The sequence below is a fragment of the Moraxella sp. CTOTU47915 genome (assembly GCF_031986685.1).
In the GTDB taxonomy this organism is placed as follows: Bacteria; Pseudomonadota; Gammaproteobacteria; order Pseudomonadales; family Moraxellaceae; genus Faucicola; species Faucicola tetraodonis.
Genome location: NZ_DAMAAE010000004.1, coordinates 159,688 through 176,457 on the forward strand (window position 1 = coordinate 159,688; position 16,770 = coordinate 176,457).

The 16,770-nt window shown below is 44.8% G+C and carries 11 protein-coding genes, 1 other RNA gene and 2 pseudogenes; 7 read left to right on the forward strand and 7 right to left on the reverse strand.

All coding sequences use genetic code 11. The features are described from left to right. Positions 1-797: 797 nt before the first annotated feature. Both RTL34_RS05085 and ffs read right to left on the reverse strand, forming a co-directional pair. A pseudogene (locus RTL34_RS05085) lies at positions 798-2,378 on the reverse strand (DEAD/DEAH box helicase); the annotation flags it as partial. 568 nt (positions 2,379-2,946) lie between these two features. Further along, positions 2,947-3,043: signal recognition particle sRNA small type (gene ffs / locus RTL34_RS05090), an RNA gene on the reverse strand. A gap of 312 nt (positions 3,044-3,355) precedes the next feature. On the opposite strand from ffs, the gene RTL34_RS05095 reads away from it, so the two are divergent. Then, positions 3,356-4,147 (forward strand): SIMPL domain-containing protein, encoded by a 792-nt coding sequence (locus RTL34_RS05095; RefSeq protein WP_312115108.1) that lies wholly within the window; start codon positions 3,356-3,358, stop codon positions 4,145-4,147. A gap of 97 nt (positions 4,148-4,244) precedes the next feature. On the opposite strand, the gene pal is transcribed toward RTL34_RS05095, so the two are convergent. After that, positions 4,245-4,763 (reverse strand): peptidoglycan-associated lipoprotein Pal, encoded by a 519-nt coding sequence (gene pal / locus RTL34_RS05100; protein WP_007115689.1) that lies wholly within the window; start codon positions 4,761-4,763, stop codon positions 4,245-4,247. A gap of 232 nt (positions 4,764-4,995) precedes the next feature. Further along, complete coding sequence (locus tag RTL34_RS05105; protein ID WP_312115111.1) at positions 4,996-5,583, reverse strand: DUF6231 family protein; 588 nt, start codon at positions 5,581-5,583, stop codon at positions 4,996-4,998. Positions 5,584-5,799: 216 nt separating this feature from the next. On the opposite strand from RTL34_RS05105, the gene ilvD reads away from it, so the two are divergent. The 6 genes and pseudogenes from ilvD (at position 5,800) to RTL34_RS05135 (ending at position 14,388) form a co-directional block, all read left to right on the forward strand. Continuing rightward, positions 5,800-7,701 carry a dihydroxy-acid dehydratase gene (gene ilvD, locus RTL34_RS05110; RefSeq protein WP_312115113.1) on the forward strand — a complete coding sequence of 634 codons (1,902 nt, stop codon included), beginning with the start codon at positions 5,800-5,802 and terminating at the stop codon, positions 7,699-7,701. 303 nt (positions 7,702-8,004) lie between these two features. Next, complete coding sequence (alaS, locus tag RTL34_RS05115; RefSeq protein WP_312115115.1) at positions 8,005-10,677, forward strand: alanine--tRNA ligase; 2,673 nt, start codon at positions 8,005-8,007, stop codon at positions 10,675-10,677. Positions 10,678-10,949: 272 nt separating this feature from the next. Beyond that, the gene (gene yghU, locus RTL34_RS05120; protein WP_312115117.1) at positions 10,950-11,741 is read left to right on the forward strand and encodes a glutathione-dependent disulfide-bond oxidoreductase; all 792 of its coding nucleotides are present in this window, start codon (positions 10,950-10,952) and stop codon (positions 11,739-11,741) included. 227 nt (positions 11,742-11,968) lie between these two features. Beyond that, positions 11,969-13,252: an aspartate kinase gene (locus RTL34_RS05125; protein ID WP_159770956.1), complete on the forward strand. Its 1,284-nt coding sequence runs from the start codon at positions 11,969-11,971 to the stop codon at positions 13,250-13,252. 318 nt (positions 13,253-13,570) lie between these two features. After that, positions 13,571-13,753: pseudogene (gene csrA / locus RTL34_RS05130) on the forward strand (carbon storage regulator CsrA); the annotation flags it as partial. Positions 13,754-14,028: 275 nt separating this feature from the next. Then, entirely contained in the window at positions 14,029-14,388 is a 360-nt protein-coding gene (locus RTL34_RS05135; protein ID WP_312115122.1) for a HopJ type III effector protein, read from the forward strand. A gap of 157 nt (positions 14,389-14,545) precedes the next feature. On the opposite strand, the gene tadA is transcribed toward RTL34_RS05135, so the two are convergent. The 3 genes from tadA to RTL34_RS05150 form a co-directional block, all read right to left on the reverse strand. After that, positions 14,546-15,109, reverse strand: coding sequence for a tRNA adenosine(34) deaminase TadA (gene tadA, locus RTL34_RS05140; RefSeq protein WP_198510925.1), 564 nt, complete (start codon positions 15,107-15,109; stop codon positions 14,546-14,548). Positions 15,110-15,126: 17 nt separating this feature from the next. Beyond that, the gene (gene ung, locus RTL34_RS05145; protein ID WP_065252852.1) at positions 15,127-15,843 is read right to left on the reverse strand and encodes a uracil-DNA glycosylase; all 717 of its coding nucleotides are present in this window, start codon (positions 15,841-15,843) and stop codon (positions 15,127-15,129) included. A gap of 117 nt (positions 15,844-15,960) precedes the next feature. Continuing rightward, the gene (locus tag RTL34_RS05150; protein WP_312115126.1) at positions 15,961-16,449 is read right to left on the reverse strand and encodes a MaoC/PaaZ C-terminal domain-containing protein; all 489 of its coding nucleotides are present in this window, start codon (positions 16,447-16,449) and stop codon (positions 15,961-15,963) included. Between the last annotated feature and the right edge of the window lie 321 nt (positions 16,450-16,770).

A 16,770-nucleotide genomic window follows, 5' to 3' on the forward strand; every position in this document is an offset into this window, starting at 1 on the left:
GCCCAGTTTGATGACAAGCCAAAATAAGCTACCCAATAAAAAAGCACCCAGTTAGGTGCTTTTTTTAGATTTACGAAAACTTATAGCGGTTTGCCTGTGCTATTGCGACGGCTACGTTTTGGCGCATCCCAACCATCTTGTTTGCCAGCCGGTTTAGCGGATGGCTTGCTTGATGAGGCATAACGGTCAGACGATGACTTAAATCCTTCCGATCTTGATGATTTACCGGCAAATGGTTTATCTGATTTTCTGAAACCCTCAGATTTAAACCCGTTTGAGCGTGAATCACCTGCACGTTGACCATCTTTTGCCGGATACGGTCTGTCGCTACGTTTTTTAAGCGGTTGACCAAAGGTTTCTTCTACGATTGGACGCGGCTTTCGAGCGCGGTCATCGCCACGAAACTCGCTAGAGCGGTCGGTTTTTTTAGCAAAAGGTTTGTCACCAAAACGGTCATTTTTTTCAAAGCGGTTAGGACGCTCGCCATGACGCTCACTGGTGTTACGGTCAGTGTTGTAACGTGGTTTATCACCTTGATAGCCTTTAAAGCCATCTTTGTTAAAGCTACGGTTATCATCGCGGCGACGATCTGCATACTCACCTTGGCGTGGCTCACGATTGCCTTGGCGTGAATCACGGTCAAAATTTGGTTTATCCGATGATTTAGCGGCGCGGTGAAAATCGCCCTGACTGTTGCCATGACGGTTATCTGAATCACGATGACGACGCGGCGCACTCGCATCATCACGCCCATAACGACTATCGCTGTTGCCCTGGTGAGCTTTGTCAAAACGCTCGCGTTTTTCAAAACGTGCCGAACTATCGTTGCTCGCTGGTTTGCCATAGCGTTCTTGGTTGTCAAAACGTGGCTTGTCTGCAAAACGACGCTCGCTTGAAGGTCTGTCGCTTGAACCAGCAAAACGTTGTGAGCGACTGCCACGGTCATCACGACCGCCACGGCTATCATTGCCGCTGCGACCACGACCGCGACCATCACGACCATTAGGTTTACCACGACCTTCAAATTTTTCCACAAAACGCGGTTCTAAGCCTTCAACTTGCGCTTCATTGATATCACGTTTTAGGTAACGGGCAATATTGCCAAATTGACGACGGTCATCGCGGCTACATAGGTTGATGGCAATACCCGTACGACCGGCACGACCTGAGCGACCGATACGATGGACATAATCTTCTACTTGGCGCGGTAAATCATAGTTGAATACATGGGTAATGTTGGGTAAATCAAGACCACGAGCTGCCACGTCTGTTGCTACCACGATGTCAAATTTGCCACTGCGTAGATCTGAGACGATACGATTACGTTTGCTTTGTGGCAAGTCACCATGTAGATAACAGGCTTTGTGTTCCCATTGTTGTAGGCGCTCAGCGACTTCTTCACTACTGCGTTTGGTCGCGGTAAAGATAATCGCTTGACCACGCTCTGGGTCACAGATCAGCTGCTCTAATAATTTATTTTTGTGGTCAAAGTTGTCACAGAAGTACACTTTTTCATCGATGTGTGCGGTTTCAACTTTGATGTTGATACGCTCAGGATCTTTGGTAAAGCTTTCAGCGATTTTACCGACTGGACCATCCCATGTCGCAGATGACATGATGGTTTGGCGATGCGCCGGTGTGGCTTCCAAAATCGCATTGATGTCATCGGCAAAACCCATGTCTAGCATACGGTCTGCTTCATCAAGTACCAACATGGTCAAATCAGAAAGATTTACACGCTGGGCATTGATATGATCTAGCAAACGACCCGGCGTCGCCACGATGATTTGTACGCCTTTTTTTAGCGCGCGAATTTGACCACTGTATGCCGCACCACCCACAAGTGGCACACTGTACAAATCTTTCATGGCTGAGCCATAACGACGGATACTGTCTTGTACTTGGTTAGCCAGCTCACGCGTTGGTGTCAAAATCAACGCTTGTACGACTTTTGGCTGTTGGCGACCACGTTTGCCACTTGCGGTTTTTTCTGCCGCTTTTTCTTTGGCTTGTAGTTCACTTAATTGATGCAAAATTGGTAATACAAACGCAGCAGTTTTACCACTACCTGTTTGTGCTGATAATAGCAAATCACGGCCCGCTAATGCAGCAGGAATCGCGCGCGCTTGGATAGGCGTTGGTGTGGTATAACCCGTTGCCACAATACTTTTTAGTAATGAACCTGAAAGACCTAGTGCAGTAAAACCATTTTCGCTAGGGTTAGCACCATCAGACGTTGGCGCATCCGTTGCTACAGTATCAGTCGCTACAACATCCGTTGTCGCAGTTGCTTCTGTGTCATCAACTGGGGTGTTGTCAGTAGGCTCATTGCTGTTGGCTTGGCTATGGCTATGGGTATGGCTAAAAAAATTATCGATTGAGTTATCAGCAAAATCTGTGGTTGAATTAAAATCAGTCATGTAAGTCCTTAAAAAATAAGTTAATCAAAGTGTCGGTGGTAACCTTGATTGAAAACACGCAACAAGCAAAAGCCCTCAAGCTGACTGCACTTTCAAAATGGATAAGCAAAATGAATAGGCAAATTATCAGCTATCATTAATCACAAATATCGTGTTAATCGCTTTAAAGCATTGTAATCGTGTCTGTAAAACTTATTTTCGCTATAAAAATAGCGACAAAACCTACTGTCAGACTTATCAAAACTTTTGAAACAGTAAAACCATCAAAAAGTTCGTATCGCGGCATTCACAAGAATGCTTAAAAAAATACAATGCTAAATATTAGGTTATCATCGGAAGATTATCAGCGCTTACAATGGCGCGCTTGATATATAGGCAGATGGATAAGCTAGATTAATTGGAAAATTGACGTTGCTCTTAGCGTTTAGGTAGCGTATATGAGTCATTATTGGTCAGTTTTCTTTCGCAATTAAAAAACTTACCAAGTGAAATAGGCATCAAAAACACCTACTTAAAAAAGTGATAACCCCACTAGCACATCTTCGGCACACTGGCTGGCTGCTACCGTTGCTACCTTCCGGTCCTGGCGGGGTTCACAGCAGCTAGTTGCGAAGCTACCAATGGGGTTACCGAAGCGGTATTCTAGAGAATTTGGCGACCAAATGCAAATTGTTTTTATCATATACGCCAAATTTTTGTATTTACTTCACTTTTTCACACGCTAAACCATCAGCAAGCAACATTTGGGTAAATTTTTGTCGAATTTCTTACCCTTTTTCTACAATTCTTGCGCTACAAATGTTACAAAATATTTTATAATGCCGATTCAACAACATATTGAATGAGCTAAATAGCAGTTTAATCAGCAATAGATTCATGTCAACCCATATAAAGAAGCACTAGAAAAAACTAGGAAAAAAACAATAGGAAACACTATGACACACTTAAGCACCGCGACTAATAGCTATGCCAATCATACAGTGACCAAACGTATTGCAGCCAGCTTGCTTGCTATGGCGACGCTATTACCTTTTACCAGTGTTTCAGCCGCTACCTACCCTGTAAACCCATCCCCTGCGAACTCATCAATGACCAATACTTTAAACTATGGCTTGCTTAACTTTGCTGCCTCTGCAAGTAAAAAAGTCAGCAATGACCAAATCAATGCTACCCTTAGCAAAACTGTGCAAAACAAATCAAGCAGTGAGGTGGCTAATCAAATCGCTACCACGTTGAACCAAGCGGTAGCTATTGCCAAAAAATACCCACAAGTGCAAGTGAGTACGGGCAATCAAGCGACCTATCCGCAATATGATAAAAACCAAAAAATCATTGGTTGGACGGGGAGTGCAAGCTTGAATTTAAAAAGCACTGACACAGTTGCCGCTAGCAAATTGATTGCCGAATTGCAAAGTTTTATGACGGTTGATGGATTAGACTTTAGCGTGTCTGATGCCGCGCGCAAAGCCACTGAGCAAGAATTGATGATGGAAGCTTCCAAAAACTTCCAGCGCCAAGCGCAAACGCTGCTACCTGTGTGGGGCGCAAAAGGCTATCAATTAGTCTCGTTGGATTTTAGTCAAGGGGGCGATTATCGTGCACCGCGCGCGTATGGCAGTGTAATGATGCTAGAAGCCAGCAGTGCCAAAGTCGCTGACCAAAACTTCCAAGCGGGCGATAGCACCATTACGGTCACTGCCAATGGTACCGTTCAACTGGTCAAATAAACCGATTTTAACCACAAAAAAACCTGTTGAATCAACAGGTTTTTTTGTCTTTTACTCACTAAGAAATGCTTAGTAACAAATACTTAGTAGATAATACTTAGTAAGAAATTTCTGCACGGCGGTTTTTTGCCCATGCTGATTCGTCATGACCGGGATCGGCAGGTTGGTCTTCACCGTAGCTGATGGCTTCCATACGTGAAGCTGATACCCCTGACGTAGCTAAGTAGGCTTGGGCGGCTTGGGCACGGCGCTCACCCAATGCCAGATTGTATTCACGGCTACCACGCTCATCGGTGTGACCCGCAATAGCGACACGGGCACTTGGGTTGGCTTGTAAGAATTGCGCTTGTTGATTTAACACGGCTTGACCTTGAGCGTCGATTTCACTGCTATCAAAGCCGAAATACACGGTATTTGGGTTAGCACCCGCGGCAGTGATGACTGACGTCGAGTTTGTTACCACAGCGCCACCGTTATAGTAGCCTACGCCACCGGGTACGCCCATCGGCGCAACCACCACTTCAGACGTGCCAGTACGTTTGGCAGAACACCCTGTTAAGGCGATGGTTGCCATCATCGCAGCAGCGCTTACTACTTTTAGTATCGTTAATTTCATAGTCTTTCCTCAAAAATTATTATTTAACGCGTTTACCTATTTTGTTTGTTACTTTTCGATAGAGTAAATCAATCTCGCGCTTTTTGTAAACAGTATTACTGTAAATTTAGCCAACTTTTCCTCGAAATTCTCAAAGTAGTTTAATTTTTGGATTAAACGAATAGCTGAAGAAATCACCTTTTATAAGATAAGTGATAAAAAAACAAACTGTCTAAAGTTGTGTCTACAACCGCTACCAACGAAATTTATTCCATAATTCAGGGTTTGCCCAAAACTTGCTATTAAACCAATCTGGCAAATGTTTATAGTCAAACAGATTAAATTGCCATACTTGGTAGCTGGTTGCATGGTGATCTTGGTCATTTTCCACAATCGGCTGCTCATGTAATCGGCTAAAGCCAAAGCTCACCATATCCACGCCTGTTGCCGGCTCGGATAAATTTTGCACCACCAAACAATGCTTGGCAAACAAGTCGCGACAGCGCTGAATAATTTGGGTATCGATAGCGCTATCGTTTGATAATATTATCACTGCCAACTCATAGCGTTTGGCAAACCGATGCGCGATAAACGCTTGATAATCAAACGCTTCCCAGCTCACGGCTTGACCAATAGCTTCATCAATGGCTTGAATTTGGCTAAAAACCGACTGCGTGTCATTACCAATAATCAGCCCAGTGAACGGTTGATTTGCTGAGGCGTTATTTTTATCTTTGCTTAAATCGTATTTGCTTGAATCATGTTTGCTTAGGCTATCTTTACTTAAAAATGCCAGACTTTGTCGGATGACATCCGTAATGCTTAAGGTGGGATTGGTCAAAATAAAATCCTTTTGATGAGTTTTTATTAGATACTGTTGATAGATACGGCTGAGTGATAGCTGTGATATAGCAATGATAAGGATGGCTAATATGCCATTCTTTAAAACCAATTATAACTATCTATCATGAGCCATGACTAGCCCTTTTGGTCGAGACAGAGTACACTAAGTGCTAAATTTATCACTTGTATTGACTGTTAGAAATAAGGAACAACCATGCCACAATATCGCTCAAAAACCTCCACGTCTGGCCGCAATATGGCGGGTGCACGCGCACTTTGGCGTGCAACCGGTATGACAGATGAGGATTTTAACAAACCGATTATCGCGATTGCCAACTCGTTTACCCAGTTTGTACCCGGTCACGTACACCTAAAAGACTTGGGTCAGCTGGTTGCCCGCGAGATTGAAGCGGCAGGTGGTGTTGCCAAAGAATTTAATACCATTGCGGTGGATGATGGTATCGCCATGGGTCACTTGGGTATGCTCTATAGCTTGCCAAGCCGTGATTTAATTGCCGATAGCGTGGAGTATATGGTCAATGCCCACTGCGCCGATGCGCTGGTTTGTATCTCCAACTGCGATAAAATCACCCCTGGTATGCTGATGGCAGCGATGCGCCTCAATATCCCAACGATTTTTGTGTCGGGCGGTCCAATGGAAGCGGGCAAAGTATTGGCATCCACGTTGGGCGATGGACATACCACCCATGAAACCGTGATGAATGAATTGGGTGAAAAAATTCGCAAACTTGACCTAGTCGACGCCATGATTGATGCGGCAGATGACTTGATTAGTGATGAAGATGTGGCACAAACCGAGCGCTCTGCTTGCCCAACTTGTGGCTCATGCTCAGGTATGTTCACTGCCAACTCGATGAACTGTTTGACCGAAGCCTTAGGCTTATCCCTGCCTGGTAATGGCTCGCTACTTGCCACTCACGCCAAACGTAAAGATTTATTCTTAGAAGCAGGTCGCCGTATCGTAACACTTGCCAAACGTTATTATGAGCAAGATGACGCCAGCGTATTGCCACGCTCAATTGCGACCAAAGCGGCATTTGAAAACGCCATGAGCCTTGATATCGCCATGGGTGGCTCAACCAACACGATTCTACATTTGCTTGCCGCTGCCCATGAAGCCCAAGTAGATTTTAAAATGGCGGATATTGACCGTCTAAGCCGGCGTGTGCCTTGTCTATCGAAAGTTGCCCCTGCGACACAAAAATACCATATGGAAGACGTGCACCGCGCTGGGGGTGTGATGGCAATTTTAGCCGAACTTGATCGCGCAAACCTGCTGCAAACCGATGTACCCACCGTTCATAGTGCTTCACTCAAAGCAGCGCTGAGCCAATGGGATATCATGAATCCTGATAATACCGAGGCACGTGAGCGTTACATTGCAGCCCCAGGTGGGGTACGCACCACGCAAGCCTTTAGCCAAAACAATGAATGGTCAAATCTTGATGTCAACCGCGAATCTGGCTGTATCCGCAGCAAAGAATTTGCCTACTCACAAGACGGTGGTTTGGCGGTACTGTTTGGTAATATCGCTGAACGTGGCTGTGTCGTTAAAACAGCGGGCGTGGATGACAGCATCCTAAAATTTACCGGTCGTGCCCGTGTGTTTGAGAGCCAAGACGATGCCGTGGCTGCCATTTTGGCAGACCAAATTGTCTCAGGTGATGTCGTGGTGATTCGCTATGAAGGTCCAAAAGGCGGTCCGGGTATGCAAGAGATGTTGTATCCGACCTCTTACCTAAAATCAAAAGGTCTAGGTAAAGCCTGTGCGCTACTTACCGATGGTCGTTTCTCAGGCGGTACGTCGGGTTTATCCATCGGTCACGTCAGCCCAGAAGCCGCTGAAGGTGGTACCATCGGTTTGGTCTATGAAGGCGATACCATCGAGATTGATATTCCTAATCGCTCGATTCATTTGGCGGTTGATTTTGCCGAACTGGAAAAACGCCGAGAAGCGATGGTGAACCGTGGCAACCAAGCTTGGAAACCTGTCAATCGTGAGCGCCAAGTGTCAGCCGCCTTGCGGGCGTATGCAGCGATGACTACTAGCGCGGATACAGGTGCGGTACGTGATGTCAGTCAAGTAGAGCGGTAATTTTTTACTCCAAACTACATTGCTATAAAAAATTGGCAAAAAAGAATTATCAAAAAAGACCGATGGTATCTATCGGTCTTTTTTTTATCCCCATGAAAAACGTTGCAAACCTCATACTTTTGCCCAAGTTTCTAGATTCAATGTGCATTTTATAAAAAGTGCGGTTGTTAAAAGGTGTGGTTTATAAAAGGTGCTATTTATAAAAGCATTATCCACATCGAATGAATTCTGCTAAAATACAATGTTTACATTTTTTTGATAATATATGCCAAATTTAATTTTGAAATATCTTAAGGAGCCGCTGTGAGCCGTCCGTTTTTTTCAGCCGATATACGTCAAGCTTTTATCAATTATTTTGCCGAAAATGGTCATACCCCAGTGGCATCATCGAGCCTAGTCCCACATAATGACCCTACCCTGCTATTCACCAATGCCGGTATGAACCAATTTAAAGATGTGTTCTTAGGGATAGACAAACGCGATTATAAACGTGCAGTATCGTCGCAAAAATGTGTGCGCGCAGGCGGTAAACACAATGACCTTGACAATGTCGGCTATACCGCGCGTCACCATACGTTTTTTGAGATGCTCGGCAACTTTTCGTTTGGCGATTATTTTAAACAACAAGCCATCCCATTTTGTTGGGAGTTTTTGACATCGGATGAGTGGCTTGGATTACCCAAAGATAAACTTTATGTGACGGTGTATCACACCGATGATGAAGCCTTTGATATTTGGCATAACGTAGTGGGCTTGCCTGCCGAACGCATCATCCGCATTGGTGATAATAAAGGGGGTCAATACCAATCGGATAACTTTTGGGCAATGGGTGATACAGGTCCTTGTGGTCCTTGTACCGAAGTATTTTATGACCACGGCGAGCATATTTGGGGCGGTCTGCCAGGTACACCTGAAGAAGACGGCGACCGTTTTGTCGAGATTTGGAACAACGTCTTTATGCAGTTTAACCGCCAAAAAGACGGTACACTTGAAAAACTGCCTGCGCCAAGTGTCGATACGGGAATGGGGCTTGAGCGTATTAGTGCCATCATGCAAGGCGTGCATAGCAACTATGAAATCGATATATTTACCCATCTCATGCAGCACGCGGCGCAAGTGATTGGCTTGCCAAACGATATCGATTTACAGTCTGAGCCATCACTCAAAGTGCTTGCCGACCATATCCGCTCCGTTTCCTTTTTAATTGCAGACGGCGTATTGCCAAGCAATGAAGGCCGTGGTTATGTGCTGCGTCGTATCATCCGCCGCGCGGTTCGTCATGGCAACAAATTAGGCGCTAATGACAACTTCTTTTATAAGCTCGTCGCGCCACTTACCCAAATCATGGGCGACGCCTACCCACAGCTTCGGCAACAGCAAGCCAACATTGAGCAAGCCATCTTAAAAGAAGAAGAGCAATTTGCCAAAACCTTATCGCAAGGTCTCAAACTACTATCCCAAGAATTAGATAGCTTAAAATCTGGCGATACGTTGTCGGGTGCAACCGTGTTTAAACTGTATGACACTTACGGTTTCCCTGCCGATTTGACAGCCGACATCGTGCGCGAACGCGACATCAGCATTGATGAAGCCGGTTTTGAACAAGGCATGGCGCAGCAACGCGCCCGCGCCCGTGAAGCAGGTAAATTTGGCGTTGATTATAACCAATTGATTCAAGTTGACAGTGCCACTGAATTTTTGGGGTATGACAAAGCAGAGCACAGCAGCACTATCACCCATTTATACCTTGAGGGCAAATCGGCTGAGCAATTGCAGGAGGGCGATGAAGGCGTCATCGTATTATCGGCAACGCCTTTTTATGCTGAAGGCGGTGGTCAAGCCGGTGAATTAGGTGATATCCAAACCGAGACCGGCGTATTTGAAGTCCAAGACACCAAAAAATCTGGTCAAGCCATCATCCATCATGGCGTAGTCAAAATGGGCAGTATCCGCCAGGGTCAGTCAAGCGAAGCACGCGTCGCAAGCCAAGTACGCGCCATGAGTGCCAAAAACCACTCCGCCACTCACCTACTGCACGCCGCCCTTCGTGAGCATCTTGGCACAGGCGTCACCCAAAAAGGGTCATTGGTCAATAGTGAGGTGTTGCGTTTTGACTTCTCGTATGACAAAGCCTTGACTGAGCAAGACATCATCACCATTGAAAACATCGTTAACCAACAAATCCTTGCCAACCAACCTGCCACTGTAGAAATGCTCAGCATGACGCAAGCACAAGACAAAGGCGCGATGGCACTGTTTGGTGAAAAATATGGTGACACGGTTCGCGTATTGTCGATGGGTACGGTAGATAAAGACGGCAAGCCTTTCTCCATCGAACTATGTGGTGGTCTGCATGTACAACGTACGGGTGATATCGGCTTATTCAAAATCGTCAGTGAGCAAGGTATCGCGGCAGGCATTCGCCGTATCGAAGCAGTGACAGGCATGGGCGCAGTCAAATATGTGCAGCAAGGTGAAAAGCAGCTCAATCAACTTGCCAGTCAGCTTAAAGCGAAGCGCGACGAAATCGCCGACCGTGTCAATCAAATGACCGACAAAACACGCGACTTTGAAAAACAGCTTGAGCGTTTGCAGCAAAAATTGGCCAGCAGCCAAGCCAAAGACTTAATCAACAACGTGCAAGATATCAATGGACAAAAAGTGCTGATTGCAAGCTTACCAGGCATGGATGGTAAAGCATTACGCACGATTGCCGATGACATGAAGTCAAAATTGCATGATGGCATCGTGGTGCTCGCGGGCGTGGCTGACGATAAAATTGCGCTGACTGCCAGTGTCGGCAAAGAATTAACCAGCAAAATCAAAGCCGGCGATATCATCAAACACTTAAGCGAGCAATTGGGTGGTAAAGGGGGCGGTAAACCTGACTTTGCCCAAGGCGGCGCAACTGACGTGGCAGGCTTGCCAACCGTATTAGCAGCGCTACCAAATTGGTTGGCTGAGCGACTTTCCTAAATAAAACTACACCTAAAAAAAACGCTGGATGACTTATTCGGCTTTTTTTATGGGTTATTTTTTATGCGGCTATATTTATGTGGCTATATAAGGCATGCGTTTAATCAGGCTTAATCAAAGCGCCATTTACTTTAGCCAAACATTCGGTATCATAAAGCCTAAAGCACATTGTGTATAATCTTCTCTATAATCACATCTAGCATCTTATCAACCAACGAAGCTTTAAATCACGCCTAGCGCTTTAAAACGCTCATAATCTACAAGGAAAAATCATGGACAATCATTACCAGCCCCCAAAAATTTGGACAAATGATAGCCAAAACGGTGGCAAATTTGCCAGTACTAACCGCCCTACCGCAGGAGCGACCCATGAGCAACACTTACCGATTGGTAAAAATCCTTTGCAGCTTTACAGCCTTAACACCCCAAACGGTATCAAAATCAATTTGTTACTTGAAGAATTGGCAGAGCTCGGTATTGAAGGCGCACAGTATGACGCCTACAAAATCGACATCATGAATGGCGACCAATTTGGCTCAGATTTTGTTGCCATCAATCCCAATTCTAAAATCCCTGCACTGGTGGATAACAGCGTTAATCCACCGATTAAACTGTTTGAATCAGGGGCTATTTTGCTATATCTTGCCGAAAAGTTTGGGCAGTTTATCCCAGCAGACGCCGCCAAACGTGCCGAATGTTTGTCATGGTTGTTTTGGCAAATGGGCGCTGCGCCGTATGTCGGTGGCGGCTTTGGGCATTTTTATGCGTATGCGCCAGAGAAGTTTGAATATGCCATCAATCGCTTTACCATGGAAACCAAACGCCAATTGGATTTACTCGACCAACATTTAGCGACTCACACGTTTATGGTAGGTAATGACTACAGTATCGCGGATATCGCGATTTGGGCATGGTATGGTCAGTTGGCACTGGACAAATTGTATAACGCTGCTGAGTTTTTACAAGTACAAAACTACACCCACCTGCAACGCTGGGCAAAAAACCTGCATGACCGTCCTGCCCTGCAACGCGCTATAACCCTACCTCTACAACCGATTGCCTAAACTGATAACTTTTGGTTCATAATACCCATCCAATTTTCAGCCAGTCATTTGGGGGTTTTTGGCAATTTTGCCTTGCCCCAAAATTGGGAAATATGGTATAAAGTACCGTTTAATTTACGTTTCGTGACATTGTAAACAATCTGCTAAGCAATCCATTAGGACTTGGTATGGCAAGTCTTGGATAGCGATGGCAAACAATGTGCGCGATATTATAGGGTGTATTGACAATGGCTTTAATCGTACAAAAATACGGTGGTACGTCGATGGGTAGTGTCGAACGTATCAAAAATGTGGCACAGCGCGTCAAACGTTGGCATGACAATGGTCATCAAGTGGTGGTTGTCGTCTCTGCCATGAGTGGCGAGACCAATCGCTTGATTGATTTGGCACGTCAAATCAGTAAAGAACCGAACGCTCGTGAATACGACCAAATGGTGTCAACCGGCGAGCAAGTTTCGATTTCTTTACTTGCTATGGCATTAAATGAAATCGGTGTGAGCGCCAAGTCAATGACGGGTGGACAAGTGGCGATTCGTACCGATGACAGTCATACCAAAGCCCGTATTCAACATATCGATGATAGTCAGCTTCGCGCCGCACTCGATGCTGGCATGGTCGTTGTGGTGGCGGGTTTCCAAGGGGTGGATGAAAAAGGTGACATCAACACCTTAGGTCGTGGTGGCTCAGATACCACAGGCGTTGCACTAGCTGCTGCCCTATCTGCCGATGAATGTCAAATCTATACCGATGTCGACGGCGTGTACACTACGGACCCACGTGTGACACCAAAAGCCAAAAAATTATCCAAAATCACCTTTGAAGAAATGCTAGAAATGGCAAGCCTTGGCTCAAAAGTGTTGCAAATTCGCTCGGTTGAATTTGCCGGAAAATACCAAGTACCACTGCGTGTTTTATCCAGTTTTGATGAAAACGCCGATGGTCAATTCGATGATGATTTTAAAAAGAATGTAGGTACATTAATTACCACCGATGAGGGAGACAGCATGGAACAACCAATTATTTCGGGCATCGCCTTTAACCGTGACGAAGCTAAAGTATCTATTTTAGCAGTGCCTGATCGTCCTGGTATTGCATCATCGATTTTAAGCCCAATCAGTGCTGCCAATATCGAAATCGATATGATTATCCAAAACATCGCAGAAAACGGATTGACCGACTTTACCTTTACCGTTAACCGTGGTGATTTTGATAAAACCCTAGCGATTTTGGGTGACAATCTTGCTGAGATTGGTGGCAAAGAAATCGTGAGCAATAACAAAGTGGTTAAAGTATCACTGGTGGGTGTTGGAATGCGTTCACATGCAGGCGTGGCAAGCAAAATGTTTGAAACCCTCGCAGAAAATAACATCAATATCCAAATGATTTCTACCAGCGAAATCAAAATCTCGGTACTGATTCAAGAAGAACAACTGGAAAAAGCGGTTAAAGCGTTACATACTGCTTTTGGTCTTGACCGTGAAGACGGTGAAAGCAAGGTTGCTGGATTATAAGAAATTTGTAATTCTCCACAAAAACAAGGTTAATATCCGCGTTTTGCGGGTGTTAACCTTTTTTTTACTTCAGCATTTCGTTTATAATGGCATCTCGTTTATTGGGCACAAACGCAACTGACCCCTCAATGCCTATTTTGACTGTTGGCAAATAGCCGCCAAGCATGATGAGTTCGCTTAAATTATGCCCTTGCAGTCTGTCTTTAACGTATCATTGGGCAATGATACATGATAATATATTTGACGAATTTAGCTAATTTATCGTTGAATCATCATAGGACATTGATGGTACTTGTTGCGACATAAGGAGTGTGACGCATGTTAATTTTGACTCGCCGTGTTGGCGAAACGTTAATGATAGGTGACGAAGTGAGTGTCACCGTACTGGGTGTAAAAGGTAACCAAGTCAGACTGGGCGTCAATGCGCCAAAAGACATTGCCGTACACCGTGAAGAGATTTATCAAAGAATTCTGCATGAACGGACTGGGCATGAACGCATGGGTTATGATAATCACCCAGTCGATTTTGCCGCCCATGATAGAATGGGTCAAGACCGCAGTGGTTTTGGGGCAGCCAGTCATGAGGCCTTTCCCCAAGGGCGCAGCAAACCCTCTCAACCGCGCAACAGCGGTCAGCAAATGGGTCATTTAGAAAACCGTGTGGAAAACCGCGGTTTTGGTCAGACCAACAGTAATTTTAACCCAGCTTTTGATCCGTTTGAGGACGATTATTTTAATCGTTAATGACGGTTGCTATTTTGACTTTTGGAGTAACTATGAGCGCTATTGATAAGCTAGAACTATCAAAACTATTAGCTAAATTAGAAAACAAATCGCTAGATTTTGCTTCCGTACTGGCTATTATCGATAGTTACTATGACTATCGCCCAACTGAGTTTGTCAATGGCGAAGTACATAATGCGGCTGGCGAAAATGAAGGCAGTGCGAAAGTATTCGGCTTTGCGCTACTCAACCATTTGACCCAACAAGATACGCTAAAACTGTTTGCTGAGCACTATGACAGTGTTAAAGCAGAGCCAAAAGGTACAAACCATGCCAATATCCGTAACTTTAGCTTTTTTGGCTGGCAAGGCTTTTTGATGCAGCGTAACTGTTTAACGCCAAAAGCGTCATGACATTCTCTAAAATACTTTAGTCTAAAAATCTAACTGTTTTTTGCGTCAAACAAGGCAGCCGATGGGTTGCCTTTTTTTATGCAATGTTTTTTATTTTAAAGAATAGTTTTGATTTTAAAGAATAGTTTTGAGAGACTTATTGGTTATTGGTTATTGGTTATTGGTTTGCCCTTAACTGCTCGCGCATTTGTTTTTTTTGCTCACGGCGATGGCGAAAAAAATCCTGCAACAACGCGCGACTTTGCTCTGCCATCACGCCTTGTTTTACGGTCAAAAAATGATTATAAAACGCCACTTGGCTAAAATCCTGTTGGCTGACAATCATGCCTGCTTTCGGCTCTGTCGCTGCAAACACCAAGCGCGACACTCTGGCGTGAATAATCGCTCCTAGACACATGGTGCAAGGCTCAAGCGTGACAAACAGTTCACAATCCGCTGGCAGACGGTAATTGTCAAAATATTGACATGCCTGCCTTATTGCCACTATTTCGGCGTGGGCCGTGGCATCATGACTTAAAATCGGTTGATTGTAGCCTTTGGCGATGATGGTGCCTTGATGCACAATCACCGCACCCACTGGCACTTCGCCCCTCTCTCCGCCCTCGGCTGCAACGTCAAGCGCCGCTTGCATAAAGGCGTCATCGCTGTCATAAAAGCCTGTGTCACAAAATTCTTTTTCATAAAAGCTGCTTTCACAACAGTTATGTTCACTTGCATTCATTTATGATACCACCCAAACTACTGTGGCAACTGCCAATCTATTGGGCTTTTGCCGTGCGCTATCAGATAATCATTGGCTTTGGAAAAAGGACGGGTACCAAAAAAACCACCCCGATTGGCACCAAGCGGTGACGGATGCGTGCCTGTAATGATTAAATGCTTAGAGGTATCGATAAAACGGCCTTTTTTCTGCGCGTAACTGCCCCATAGGATAAAGACACAGTGCTCACAGTGCTGATTGACAGCCTCAATCACTGCATCAGTGAATGTTTCCCAGCCAATACGTTGATGGCTGCCTGCCTGCCCTGCTTCTACAGATAGCATACTGTTGAGTAGCAGCACCCCTTGGGTTGCCCAATGGGTCAAATCGCCATGTTTTGACGGGGCGATACCCAAATCGGCGGCGAGCTCTCGTAAAATATTTTGTAGACTCGGGGGTTTGGGGATGGCTTTGGGCACAGAAAAAGATAACCCCATCGCTTGTCCCGCGCCATGGTACGGGTCTTGACCCAAAATCACTACTTTAACCTGCGACAAAGGCGTCAAATTAAACGCATTGAACATCTGACTACCCGAGGGATAAATCACTTTTTGCGCATGATATTGATCTCGCAAAAATTGGCGAATCTTATCCATATTGCTGCTCGTTAGCTCTGTCGCCAAGGCGTGCTTCCAATCGTCCGGCATTTTGACATTGGCTAAAATTTGTTGTTGTTGGGGCGTTAATGTTTTCATGGGTTATCTGCTATCAAAAAATTATAAAAAAGCCAAAGAATTTCTTGGCTTTATTGTAGCAAATAATTGTCGTCAATAAGTGCAACACTTCAATGCTGTCTATTTTATACCGACTGATTATTCTGAAAAAGTTTGACGTAGGGTAAAATCGTCTAATTTGACCGCTTCACGGCTGGTTTTTTCAGTGGGGGGAATTACTTGTGCTTCGCCTGTCACTACCGCTTTACCGTCTTGATTGGTCACTTGGCAATCTAACACCACCCATTTTTTGCTATCGTCTTTACTTTTCACCGTCAAGGTCGCGGTTAAGGTATCATCGATATGTACAGGACGACGGAACGACAAACTTTGGTTCAGATAAATTGTCCCCAAGCCTGGAAATTTGGTGCCAATCAAGGCTGATAATAGACCGGCTGTCCACATACCATGCGCAATCACGCCTTTAAACTGGCTTTGCTCTGCATACTCATTATCGAGATGCGCAGGGTTGTAGTCATGGGTAACAAGCGCAAATGCTTTGACATCATCTGCGGTCACTTGGCGGGTCATGCTGGCAGTTTGCCCGATAGTTAATTCCTCATAGGTAAAATTACTAAAGGTTGTCATTGTCCGTCCTTTTGTTTTTGTGGATCAATTTCATAAAAACCACGATTGCAAAATCGTTTTGATGGTTTGACTATAAGTTTGACTATAGCATAAATTTTGCAAATTTTTATGACAATGACTACGCGTTCATGAACCCATCTGATTTTAATAATTACAAATTTTTTATCTTTTTGCTTGACTTGATGAACTGCTAATAAAATCAAGCGTCTAGGATTTTTGCAGAAAAATAGGCAAAAAATTGAAAAAAATACAAGCTAGAATTACAATTTTTTTTACGCTATATTGTGCGAAATAATAAAACAACCCCTAGATATAGTAGTT

Coding starts and splice junctions, on each gene's coding strand:
- RTL34_RS05135 (WP_312115122.1), top strand. CDS start 14,029: ATGAGCGCTATTGATAAGCTAGAACTATCAAAACTATTAGCTAAATTA.
- pal (WP_007115689.1), bottom strand. CDS start 4,763: ATGAAATTAACGATACTAAAAGTAGTAAGCGCTGCTGCGATGATGGCA.
- RTL34_RS05125 (WP_159770956.1), top strand. CDS start 11,969: ATGGCTTTAATCGTACAAAAATACGGTGGTACGTCGATGGGTAGTGTC.
- ung (WP_065252852.1), bottom strand. CDS start 15,843: ATGAAAACATTAACGCCCCAACAACAACAAATTTTAGCCAATGTCAAA.
- RTL34_RS05095 (WP_312115108.1), top strand. CDS start 3,356: ATGACACACTTAAGCACCGCGACTAATAGCTATGCCAATCATACAGTG.
- RTL34_RS05150 (WP_312115126.1), bottom strand. CDS start 16,449: ATGACAACCTTTAGTAATTTTACCTATGAGGAATTAACTATCGGGCAA.
- yghU (WP_312115117.1), top strand. CDS start 10,950: ATGGACAATCATTACCAGCCCCCAAAAATTTGGACAAATGATAGCCAA.
- ilvD (WP_312115113.1), top strand. CDS start 5,800: ATGCCACAATATCGCTCAAAAACCTCCACGTCTGGCCGCAATATGGCG.
- tadA (WP_198510925.1), bottom strand. CDS start 15,109: ATGAATGCAAGTGAACATAACTGTTGTGAAAGCAGCTTTTATGAAAAA.